Below are 11,811 nucleotides of genomic sequence, written 5' to 3' on the forward strand. Positions count from 1 at the left end.
GGCTTTTTCGGTTAGATTCTAAGCTCGACTTTGTACGTTTAAGTCGAATAACAAACAGTATCAACCAGACGGTCAAAAAGAGACCGTGGTATTTTTACAACATCTGGTTCAACAGGGGACATTGAAAAAATAGTTGCCGGAAACCAGAGTTGTTGGCGCACTGCACCCAGTGCATCAGAAAAAGTAGGACGCTCTTTAACATACCAGGCAGCTTGCTGCACGGATAATTGAGCCTGCTCAACTAGCAAATGAGCCGCCAGAGTGATCCAGGAAAACAAGCCTAACAAGATAGGCGTGGTGCGCTCAATGGCTTTATCTGACCACTGGCGTTGGGTTTCAACACCCAGATGAGCCCGCACTTCCTCAAAGGTCACTTCAACTTGCCAGCGTTGGACAAACCAGTTGAGGATTTGAAGTGAACCAAGCTCTGGTGAAGTCGAGAGCAACGCAATGGTTTCGTATTCGCCTCGTGGGTCACGAATCAATACCCAGCGAATGGGCACGGGGGGAAGACCACTATGATACCAAACGGCCGTTTGCGAAAAGATTTCCATCAATTGCGTTTGGCCATCATACCAGCGCACCTTAACAGATTGCCATTTTGTCTGCGGGTCATCGAGCATTGCTTGAAGCGTAGCTAATCGTTTCCCTTTCTTGGGCGGTCGACCAACTTTGCCGGTAGGCGGTGGTGCCGGTTGATAAAGGGCTGCATCCAGGCGTAAGCGCGTGATGACCGTTACCGGGTTGACCATGGTTTGACAAGCATGAAGAAATTCCAGAGCGGCATAGCTGTAATCAGCCACGGCCACCAGCGCGCGATGAGGCAGCCAGCGACGTAACTGGAAAATCATCTGCCTGGCCCAGTCTGTTATCTTTTTGCTAGCTACATATCACTTTCAAAAATAGGGGACAAAATGGATGGGAACAGGGAGATCCAAGCGTAAACAACGCTCAATCCAGTCCCAGCCCAAACGAAAATAACTTTTGTCCCGACGACTCTTATGGTCAAGCAAATGACGAAACCCGCGTTTCACAACCCAACTGCCCAAAGTGATGACCCAAACAAAGGTCAAACAAACGGCCAAAACCAAGCGAGAAATGCGGTCGCAATCATTAAGATGAGTCGCTTCCAAATCAAACCCATGACCTTTCATGTCACCATACATTTCTTCAATCCACATCCGCATTTTGTAATAACGAATCAGTTGGCCGACAGAAGGGTGGTTGCTAAGAAGATACCAAGAGTCTTCTTCGCCTTGCTCCCAGTGCAAAACCAAGAAATACCAGCCTACATCATAGCTGGCGGTGACGCGCACCCAGCCAATAGCGCGGGTTTCGCCTTCTTCTATTGGCAATTGACTCAACTTCACCCATGGCTGTCCTTGCCAACGCACTTGGGTACGGCCGTTTTGTCGAATGACAAACGACCAACCTTGACGACGCAACCAGCTAGCCAGGTGAATCGATTCAAAGCCAGCATCTCCCATGACCCACACCTGCGCTCTGGCTGGCAGCAGCGTTTGGACATACTTGAACAACTTCAACTGCTCCTCAAGACCAACATGCCCTTTTCGGCCTTTGTGGATACTCCAAACCAGGGGCAGTGTTCGTTTTTTGTAGGCCATGCCAATCATCATCATCCGAAAATGAAAGCCAACTTTCGTGCAATCAATCACCAAGCGAATGTCTCGTCCAGCAAAGGAGCGTACCAACTGTTGCGCCAATGGATGATACCAATCTCGAACATGGAGATGCTTATTATTCAAAAAGCGGCGCAAGCGGTTGGTCAGGCTTGGTATTTTTCCCGGCAACGGCCATTTCCGCACCACCAAAGGCAGGTTGACTGCCCCACTCAACTGCAAGCCCAACATCAGCAACGCCATATTTCGCAATCGCGTTATCCGTTCTTTTGGCAACCATTGGCAAAGTTGGGTCAACGTTTTATGATAGGTTTGAAGGTTGTTTGGCATCATTTACTCCTTGATATGTTTGTTCGTCAAAACAATTTTATCGGAGTTGATGCCCAACCTTCTTTTTTTAATGTTCAAAGTGATATGTAGCTAGATCTTTTTGTGTTGGCGACCTGCTTGCTCATGATATCGTTCTGACGGAGCTAACACGGTGAAAAAAGGCAAAGCCCAAATTCGTTCTGCCCACCGTATTTCCGTCAACCACATCAAACTGACCCAGCGTAAACCACTGGTCTTGACGAAATGGCTTTTGCTTGAACGCACCCCATCGCGATATATGCCTCGTTTCTTTATCTTTGGCCCCCAGCGTCTTTCGATGGTTTCGTCAATACCAAAGACGAGTGGTTTGGTTTCATCACTGTCCAGAACCTTCATGAGCAAGGCCAATAGCATTTCGCTCAGTCGCCGTGGCGACCAAACGGCGCGATTGAGAACTTGATGATAGTTGGCGAAATGTGGATCGTCACCTAATCCCATCACACGCAGGGCAGCTGTGACGGTTCGTTTCCCGGTGGCCAAGATAGCCCCAATAAAGAGAATTTGCGCTTTGAGCCAGGTTGGTTGCCGGAAAAGTGGCTGAAATGGTATTAACAATGTCATAATTGGTTCAGGTAGGATAAGCATTTGTGACCTCTCGTGATGGTTTGGTCACAACTTATTCTACCTTTACTATTTTGTCTACTTTTGTACAAAGTCGAGCTAAGAGGGATTCCAGCAAAAGCTATCAATCACCAGAAACGGCCGTTAACAGTGGATTCGGATCGCGCTTATCATCGCGGCGCATAGCAGCCAGCAGCGGGAAAGAGAGCAAGCTCACGACAGCCAATCCCACAAAAATCCAGCGGAAATCTACCGTGTCCACCAAACTGGTTGAAGCCGACTGCCCAATACCCACCCCCACGTTAGAGATCGCCATGAAGATGGCATACTGCCCCGCCCCCATGCGTCGGTCAGCCTTGGCCATGGCTAACGTTATGTAAATCAACTCCGAAGCAGACAGCCAGATACCCCACAGCACAAACATAATAATGATGTTGTTCTCATTCGCCACCAAAGCCATCAGCATCAAAATCGAGAAGACGCCGACGGCCGTCCACGTCCCCTGTTGCCAGATTGAAATGTTGGGCCGCCGAATAGTGTAAGTCGCTATTGCGCCACCAACCACCATGCCCACGCCACCCAGCGCGGCCACATCCCCCACCTGCACCAGCGATTGTCCCAATCCTTCATTGGCAAACAGCGTAATGATGGCGTTGGCCCCGTAAATCGCCACCGAATACACAATCGCATACATGCCAAAGCGGAAAATATCTGGTCGCCACAGGCTGCGCAATGCCACCCAGCTAAACGTTTGTGATTGGTTACGCTCGGCAGGTTCCCGCGTGAAGTGAAGCAAGATTTGAGGTAGCAGCGTTAGCAAAGCCACCGCCACAAAGATGACAGTCCAGCCAAACTGCTCGATGATACGGCCGTACACTGACGCCAGCAGCACCAGCCCAAACGCCCGACTTATCACCATCACCCCCTGAATTTGCCCCTGCTCCTCTGGTGGCGTCACGTCAATAGCGTATCCGTCGGCAACTGTGTCGTAAATCGCCAAACCCAGGGCAATAAACAACGCCATCACCACAAACAGTGGGTACATTTCCACCGGCGGAATGAAGGCGGCGGCAATGCCCCCGACCGAAATGAGCAACAAACCCAGGCTGATATACGGCCGTCGGTACCCAGATCCAAACGGCGGCAGCCGCAGCTTCACCTTGTCGCTCAACAACCCAATGCCAATTTTGAGGATGAACGGTATCACCAGCAGCCCATTCAACAGCGAAAGCTGCCACGCCGCCGCGCCAAACGCCCGCAAATACAAATTGTTGAACACCAGCACGTAGGTGGCAATGGCTCCCTGAGCAAAGTAAAGGGCCCCGAACAGCAGGAAACGGCCGTTTTTTGTGCCTGTTAAAGATGAAGAAAAAAGTTGGGGCATGTCCGTCATTCCTGTGTGGCTGCTAAAATTTAAACATCAATGTATGTCCGGTACGGGCAATGGCAATGAGACGTTGCAGCGGTTGCAAAATTAGATTAGTTCTGCGGAGAAAATGCGCTCCAGCCGGAAGGTGCGCTGATCTTTGGCCTGATGGCAATATGCCACCAAATACCCAACGCCCCGATGCTGGCTGGGATACAGCGGCGTCACCACGCGGTTGGATTCCCCTTTTTTGCCCAGGTAGAGCAAGCGGAGGTTACGGCCGTTTACCAACGCTTCAGTTATCACATCTGGCATTTGAACGCTAAACGAAGGGGCGTAAATCGCGTTACCCTGCGCGTGTAGCAAATCATCTACCGTTTCAAACCGTCGCTGCTGCAACGTACGCACCATTCGCTTAAGAATTTCGGCCGTCATGTATACATCGCTCAAGGCGCGATGTGCCCGCCCCATCCGCACCCCCAAATGGCGGGCAATGTGGCTGAGTGCGTTCCGCCCAAAATGAAAGTGTCGCCGCGCCAACAGTAACGTACACAGCCACGGATTTGGCAGCATGGCAGGCTGCCCGCCGGTTTTTAGCCCATGAATAAGCAGCTCTTGTCCCAAAAAGCCAGCATCAAATTCTGCATTGTGGGCCACCACCACCGCGCCATCCAACAGTGCCAGCAGTTCATCAGCTACATCACTAAACATGGGCTGCCCCACCAAATCATCATCGTCAATGCCGTTGACGCTGCTTGCTTTCGGGTCCATCTTGCGGCCCGGCTGGAGCAGCGTACTCACCTGCCCCACTTCTTGCCAATTCTCCAGCCGCACCGCCCCAATTTCCACAATGCGATGCCCCAGGCCAGGATACAATCCAGTTGTTTCCGTATCTAGCACCACCAGAGGAATTTCAGACGGCCGTTTCTGCAATAATTGCGGATCCATACTCAAATTGTAATCAACTCCGCCCAGACTGGCGAAGCTGCCAATTTTCACCAACAACTCACAAAAAATATTTTGCCAACTTCAAAAAGCCATGCTATACTTTTAGCACATTTGACGAGCACTCTGCGGAAAGTGGGCACCCCCCACTTTTTTTGTTTCCTGGCTCAATACAGAAAAGTAAAAACAAGGTTTTTGCCCTATGAAAAGCGAATTTATTCTAGCCTTTAACGAAATCTGTGAACAGCGCGGCTTGCCCAAAGATGAAGTCTTTGAGGCACTCAAAACTGCGCTCGTTTCTGCTTACCGACGCGACACCAACATCAGTGCCCAGCAGCAGGTAACTGCTGACATCGATCCGCGCACGGGTGAGCCCACCATCTACACCGAAAAGGAAGTGGTGGATTCCATCATCGACAACCGCACGGAAGTGTTGCTGGAGCAAGCCAAGCGAGAGGGACACACCGAGGCCCAATATGGTGATTTGGTGATGGTAGACAGCACGACGGCGGGATTCGGCCGTATTGCTGCCCAAACCGCCAAGCAAGTGCTGCTACAGCGGGTTCGCGAAGCGGAGCGTGAGCAGCTTTACGAAGATTTCTCTGGGCGTGAAGGTGAATTGGTAAATGGCACCGTGCAAAGCGTGAGCGGCCAGCACCTGACCATCGGTTTGGGGCGTACAGAGGCAATCTTGCCCAAGAGCCAGCAGGTTCAGGGCGAACGGTATCGCGCCCACGATAAAATTCGCGTTTACGTTCTGGAAGTTCGCCGCACCAATCGTGGCCCGCAAATTTTTGTGAGTCGGAACCACCGCAACTTGCTGCGCCGCTTGCTAGAGCTGGAAGTGCCGGAAATTTACAATGGGCAGGTCGAGATCAAAAGCATTGCCCGTGAGGCTGGGCAGCGTTCTAAAGTAGCAGTTTTGGCCTTGCAGCCGGGTGTAGACCCGGTAGGTGCTTGTGTCGGTATGCGCGGCGTGCGCATCCAAAGCATTGTGCGCGAGCTAAACGACGAAAAGATTGACGTGATCGAATGGGATCCGAATCAGCAGGCGTTTATTGCCAAGGCACTCAGCCCGGCGCGAGTTTCCCACGTATTTTTGGAAGAGAGTTTTACCGATGGCAAAACGGCCGTTGTCATCGTTCCTGATGATCAGCTTTCATTGGCTATTGGACGTGAAGGGCAAAATGCGCGGTTGGGTGCCAAACTCACTGGCTGGCGCATCGACATCAAGAGCCTGACGGAAGCTGCCGGCGAATCAATGAACAATCTCGACCATCCAGCCGCTGATGCGTCCGTAGTGGGCAATGAGAAGCTCGTTGAGTCCGTACGGCAGGTGTTGGCCAAGAAAGAAGCCGGACGGCCGATCACTTCTGAGGATTATTACAATCTGGACCGGCTGGTCGGTGGCGTCGAAGGCAAAATTATTGCTGCCCGTGCGGCCGTCTTTGAAGAAGAGCGTAAAGCGCGCGCCGAAGCTCGTAAAGCCATTCCCGAACAGGCCTGGGAGCTGGATTTGGAAGAGTTGGATTTGCCAGGTCGTGTTCACAACTTGCTGCTCGACGCAGAAATCGAGACTGTTGGTGCCTTGATGATGGTGCTCTCTATTGGCGAAGAAGAGTTCCTGAACATCAAGGGGCTAGGCGAGAAGGCATTAGAAACTGTACAGGAACATTTAGCTAACTTCGACGGCTGGATTGAAGTGGAAACACCAGAAGAAGCAGACGTGGAGGAGGCGGAAGAAGCCGTAGCCGAGGCAGAGGCAGAAGAAGTTGAAGCCGAGGAAGCAGCGGCCGCCGAACCGGTAGAGGCTGAGGTTGAGGAAGAACCGGAAGCTGAGGTTGAAGCAGAAGCCGAGGAAGCAGTAGAGGAAACGGCCGTTGCCGAAGAGGCAGAAGACGATGGTGAACTCGAACCGCTCATTGACGATCTATCGCAATCGCTGATTGAGGCTGCACCCGTTGAACAACCAAAACAGCAAAAGAAAGAAAAGAAAAAACCGGCAGTGGTTATCGCCCGTCCAGCATCAACACCGGCCCTTGAACAGGAAGACGACCGGCGACGCAGCCGCAAGGGCAAGCAACTGGTTCTGGACGAAGAGTCTGGCGAGGTTGTGGTTAAACGTAAGCGCAAAGGCAGCCGCCGCCGTCCCGAATGGGAAGAATTCGACCTCGATGAATTCTAAAGACCAGCAGTCAGTCGTTTCTTATGATTCTGTTTTTGTTTATAGATGCAGATTGCTGGAGACAGTGATGTAAACTTATTTAGGCAGCAACTGGTTTACCAGTTTGCACAACACTGTACCTAAACAACTTTGACTCAAGCCACGCAGGAAACGGCCGTTGTTTGCCTACCTGCGTGGCTTCGTACTTTCTTAAAGATAGTCACAGAGTTCACAGAGGAAATAGAGAACGCCCTCTAATCTCTCTGTGAACTCTGTGGCAAAAAAATTATGAGCAAAAAAAAGAAGCAGCCTGCCCGACCCAAACACATGCCGCAGCGCACCTGCTTTGTCTGTCGGGAAAAACGTGATAAGCGGCAGCTTACCCGGCTGGTACGTACGCCAGAAGGGCCGATTTTGGTAGACCCTACCGGCAAGAAAAACGGCCGTGGTGCCTACCTGTGTGACAATTTGGCCTGCTGGGATAAGGTTTTGGGAAACGGCCGTTTGCTCAACCAGGCGTTAAAAACAGAACTAACCGCCGAGGATTTGGCAACCGTTGCCACCCATCGGCCGGCCGAGCCTAAATAGAGGAAGGGAAAAGATGACGACAACAAAAACACCAATACAATTACCAAACTTCATTTCAGTCCGAGAACTGTCAGAGTTGATGGGGGTTAGCCCGATCAACGTCATCAAAGAGTTGATGAATAACGGCATCATGGCCAACATCAACCAGGAAATCGACTTTGATACCGCCGCCATCGTAGCCGAAGAAATGGGGTATGAAGTTGTCTCCGACAGCGTTGAAGAAGAGGAAGAAGTTGTTGATGTAGCCGAACAGCCCAAATGGCGGCAGGTTCTCGCCAGCGAAAAAGAGGCCAACCTGAACGCACGTCCCCCAGTCATTACCATGTTGGGGCATGTCGATCATGGCAAAACCTCCTTGCTGGACATCATCCGTGAGGCCAACGTGCAAGAAGGCGAAGCAGGTGGCATCACCCAGCACATCGGTGCCTATCAGGCTGAGAAGAACGGGCAGTTGATCACCTTTCTCGACACGCCTGGTCATGAAGCATTTACCGCCATGCGGGCACGCGGGGCACAGGCCACAGACATTGCCATTTTGGTCGTGGCCGCAGACGATGGCGTGATGCCCCAAACCCGCGAAGCGGCTGACCACGCCCGTGCTGCCCGTGTACCCATTATTGTGGCTATGAACAAGATCGACTTGCCTACAGCCAATCCCAACAAGGTCTACCAGCAGCTCAGCGAAATTGATTTGGTACCAGACGAATGGGACGGCGACACGATGGTCGTGCCTGTCTCGGCCAAAGAGAAGCTAGGCATTGATGATTTGTTGGAAGGCATTTTGCTGGTTGCCGAAGATATTCAGCCGCGTGCCAATCACAGCGCCTCAGCCACGGGCACCGTGCTGGAAGCGCGCGTAGAACGGGGGCGTGGGATTATGGCCACCGTGCTGGTGCAAAATGGCACCCTCAAACATGGCGACACCCTGCTTATTGGCGAAAATTACGGCCGTATCAAAGCAATGTTCGACTTCCGTGGTAAGAAAACGAAACTCGCTGGCCCATCTACCCCCGTTTCCGTTGCTGGACTCAACGGTATGCCCGAAGCGGGCGACCAGTTCCGGGTGGTGAAATCTGAAAAAGAAGCCCGCAAAATCGTGGCCGAAATGGAAGAACAGGATCGGCTGGGTCAAACCAGTTCCGGGCGCAAGGTAAGCCTGGAAGATTTCTTCAATCGTCTACAAGAAGGGGAAAGCAAAACGCTCAACCTCATTGTTAAAGCAGACGTGCAAGGCTCCTTGGAACCCATTGTTAATAGCCTGCAAAAGATTGGCGCAGACAACGAAGAAGTGTCGCTGGAGATTCTGCTCTCGAACACCGGCAACATCACCGAGTTTGACGTGATGCTAGCCTCTGCTTCCGACGCGGTTATTTTGGGTTTCAACGTAGAGGCAGACCCCATCGCCCGCAACGCTGCCAACAGCGAGCAGGTGCAAATCAACACCTACAAAATTATTTACAAACTGTTTGAAGATGTAGAAAAAGCGATGAAGGGTATGCTCGCCCCCGTCTATGCTGACCGCGTGATTGGTCGTGCCGAAATTCGCGAGGTGTTCCGCATCCGCAGCGTGGGTGCTATTGCTGGCTCCTACATGCGTACGGGCGAGGCCCGCCGCAATGCCAAAGCCCGCCTCATCCGCCAAAATAAGCTTATCTTCGATGGGCGGGTGGGCAGCCTGAAACACCATGCGGACAACGTGCGCGAGGTGCGGACCGGCTTTGAGTTTGGTGTCAGCCTGGACGGCTGGAGCGACTATCAGAAAGGCGACATCATTGAATTCTTCGTGACTGAGCGAGTAGAAAATGAGTAAAATTCGTCAGCAAAGAACGGCCGAACAGCTCAAAACCGTACTCAGCGAACTGTTCTTGCGGGAATTAAGCGATCCACGCCTGCATGGCATCACCGTGACGGGCGTGGAAATCGACCGCGAGTTAGAACATGCGGATGTGTACGTGAGTGCTTTGGGGGATGAATCCCGCGAAAGCGACGTGATGGCTGCTTTGGACAGTGCGGTCGGTTTTTTACGGCGTGAGCTGGCCAGCCGCATTCGGATGCGCAAGGTGCCGCAGCTGCATCTGCATTGGGACCCTACATTGGCGCACGTGCAGGAAGTAGAATCCATCCTGGACAATTTGAACATTCCCCCGGCAGATGGCGATTCATCTGAGTAACCACAACGAAAGGAACTCCCTTGCACCCAACAGAAAAAGCGATCTTTACGGCCGTTCAGCAAGCAAACAAAATATTGGTTATTACCCATGTAGGGCCAGATGGGGATGCGCTAGGGTCACTGACGGCCGTTGGCGTGGCTCTACGCCAGATGGGCAAGCAGGCTACCTTGCTGTGCGATGACCCCGTACCGGAACGGTTCAGCTACCTGCCCCTGGCTGACCAAATCCAGCCCCCCAACGAGCATCGTCCCACAAAATACGACCTGCTTATTGCAGTAGATTGCGGCGATGAAACGCGCATGGGGCAAAGCTACGCCAGCTTGCCGCACACCGTGCCTACAATCATCAACATCGACCATCACGTAACCAACACCTACTTTGGCGATATTCAGCACGTCGTGCCAGAAGCTGTTTCGGCTACTGAGATTTTGTACGATTTGTTCAGGCACAACGGCCTCACCATCACGACCGATTTGGCCATGTGCTTACTAACGGGTGTCGTCACCGACACGCTGGGCTTCCGCACCGTAGGCGTCACCGCCAAAACGTTGCGCATTGCCAGCGAACTGATGGAGGCAGGCGCTGATCTGCCGCTCATCACCATGCAGGGCTTAAGCATAAAACCATTTTCTACCGCGCAACTGTGGCAAATTGGCCTCAACAATATGCGCCTGGAAGATGGCCTGATCTGGACCAAAATTAACAATGCCCAACGAGAAGCCATTGGCTACCACAGCACCAGCACGGGCGGTTTGGTCAACTTTTTGGGCAACGTGAACCGCGCCGCCATGAGTGCGGTGCTGCTGGAAATGAGCGATGGCACGGTGCGGGTTGGCTTCCGCTGCAACCCGCCGTACAGCGTGTCTGAGTTGGCACTGAATTTGGGCGGCGGGGGTCATCCGCTCGCTTCTGGCTGCTCGCTAGATGGGCCGCTAGACAAGGCAGAAGCGTTGGTGGTGGCAATGGCGAAAGAAACCATTCGCCAGCAGCAAACCAGCTTTTCTCAAGATTAATCCACAGATTTTGCAGATTATTTTCTCTCTGTGAAATTCTGTCTGCCTCTGAATATCTCTGTGTTCCAAATTTTTCGGATTTCACGATGTCTGATTTAAGCGGCGTTTTGTGCGTTGATAAACCACTGGGAATGACCTCACACGACGTGGTGGGGCGTATCCGGCGGGTGGCGGGGCTGCGCCGCGTGGGGCATGCTGGCACGCTAGACCCACTCGCCACGGGCGTTTTGGTCTTGGCACTGGGTCGCGCCACGCGCCTGCTTGAATATGTGGTGGGGCATGACAAGGTTTATGAAACCACCATTCGGCTGGGTCAAAGCACTGCCACCTACGATGCTGAGGGGGATGTGGTTGCAGAACGGCCGTTCACTCACCTCACCCTCTCCCAAATCGAAGCAGCCCTCCAGCCATTTCGCGGCGACATCATACAGCAGCCCCCCCTTTACTCCGCCATTAAAAAAGATGGTCAGCCCCTCTATAAACTGGCACGGCAGGGCAAAACAGACGTGGCACGGCCGTATCGCCCCGTCACCATTCATGAACTCACTTTGTTAAGCTGGGAGCCGCCCCACCTGACGCTGCGTATTCATTGCTCTTCCGGCACCTATATCCGCTCGCTGGGGCACGATTTGGGCGAGGCATTAGGCTGCGGCGGCCACCTGACCGCCCTGCGGCGGCCAGCTGTAGGCGAGTTTGGCATTGAGACGGCCGTTCACCTGAACACTCTCACGCCTGAAAACATCATCAGCCATTTGCTGCCGCCGGATACGGCCGTGCGCCACCTGCCCCGCCTTGATTTGCCAGAAACGACCGCTGCCGACATTTTGCAGGGCAAGCCACTCTCCAAAACAGATGACCTATCGGCCAAACTGGTGCGTGCCTATGGGCCGGAAGGGCAATTTTTGGGCGTGGTTGCCGCTGAAGGAAAGCAATGGCGCGCCCGCAAAATGTTTCCTACTGTCTAGCTACGAATCATTTTGATACAATTCCCTCC

The 11,811-nt window shown here is 52.7% G+C and carries 11 protein-coding genes; 6 read left to right on the forward strand and 5 right to left on the reverse strand.

Translation table 11 applies throughout. The annotated features are described in order from the left end of the window. Positions 1-38 precede the first annotated feature (38 nt). The 5 genes from ACOQPU_RS14520 to ACOQPU_RS14540 form a co-directional block, all read right to left on the reverse strand. Entirely contained in the window at positions 39-872 is an 834-nt protein-coding gene (locus ACOQPU_RS14520; protein ID WP_420645842.1) for a transposase, read from the reverse strand. 24 nt (positions 873-896) lie between these two features. After that, complete coding sequence (locus ACOQPU_RS14525) at positions 897-1,973, reverse strand: IS4 family transposase (RefSeq protein WP_420640550.1); 1,077 nt, start codon at positions 1,971-1,973, stop codon at positions 897-899. An 87-nt stretch (positions 1,974-2,060) separates the two neighbouring features. After that, entirely contained in the window at positions 2,061-2,570 is a 510-nt protein-coding gene (locus ACOQPU_RS14530; protein WP_420640551.1) for a transposase, read from the reverse strand. Between the two features lie 124 nt (positions 2,571-2,694). Next, positions 2,695-3,954: an MFS transporter gene (locus ACOQPU_RS14535; protein WP_420640552.1), complete on the reverse strand. Its 1,260-nt coding sequence runs from the start codon at positions 3,952-3,954 to the stop codon at positions 2,695-2,697. Between the two features lie 90 nt (positions 3,955-4,044). After that, complete coding sequence (locus ACOQPU_RS14540) at positions 4,045-4,884, reverse strand: exonuclease domain-containing protein (RefSeq protein WP_420640553.1); 840 nt, start codon at positions 4,882-4,884, stop codon at positions 4,045-4,047. A 199-nt stretch (positions 4,885-5,083) separates the two neighbouring features. Here ACOQPU_RS14540 and nusA point away from each other — a divergent pair, with 199 nt between their 5' ends. The 6 genes from nusA (at position 5,084) to truB (ending at position 11,782) form a co-directional block, all read left to right on the forward strand. Continuing rightward, positions 5,084-7,066 carry a transcription termination factor NusA gene (nusA, locus tag ACOQPU_RS14545; protein ID WP_420640554.1) on the forward strand — a complete coding sequence of 661 codons (1,983 nt, stop codon included), beginning with the start codon at positions 5,084-5,086 and terminating at the stop codon, positions 7,064-7,066. Positions 7,067-7,333: 267 nt separating this feature from the next. Next, positions 7,334-7,633: an RNase P modulator RnpM gene (gene rnpM, locus ACOQPU_RS14550; protein ID WP_420640555.1), complete on the forward strand. Its 300-nt coding sequence runs from the start codon at positions 7,334-7,336 to the stop codon at positions 7,631-7,633. A gap of 13 nt (positions 7,634-7,646) precedes the next feature. Beyond that, complete coding sequence (gene infB / locus ACOQPU_RS14555) at positions 7,647-9,443, forward strand: translation initiation factor IF-2 (protein WP_420640556.1); 1,797 nt, start codon at positions 7,647-7,649, stop codon at positions 9,441-9,443. Next, a complete protein-coding gene (gene rbfA / locus ACOQPU_RS14560) occupies positions 9,436-9,804 on the forward strand; it encodes a 30S ribosome-binding factor RbfA (RefSeq protein WP_420640557.1) in 369 nt (122 codons plus the stop codon). The genes infB and rbfA overlap by 8 nt, the downstream gene beginning before the upstream one ends. A gap of 20 nt (positions 9,805-9,824) precedes the next feature. Continuing rightward, complete coding sequence (locus ACOQPU_RS14565; protein ID WP_420640558.1) at positions 9,825-10,817, forward strand: DHH family phosphoesterase; 993 nt, start codon at positions 9,825-9,827, stop codon at positions 10,815-10,817. 86 nt (positions 10,818-10,903) lie between these two features. Then, positions 10,904-11,782, forward strand: a complete 879-nt coding sequence (gene truB, locus ACOQPU_RS14570) for a tRNA pseudouridine(55) synthase TruB (protein WP_420640559.1) — start codon at positions 10,904-10,906, stop codon at positions 11,780-11,782. Positions 11,783-11,811: the final 29 nt, after the last annotated feature.

Source organism: Candidatus Leptofilum sp., from assembly GCF_965223285.1.
Taxonomy (GTDB): domain Bacteria; phylum Chloroflexota; class Anaerolineae; order Promineifilales; family Promineifilaceae; genus Leptofilum.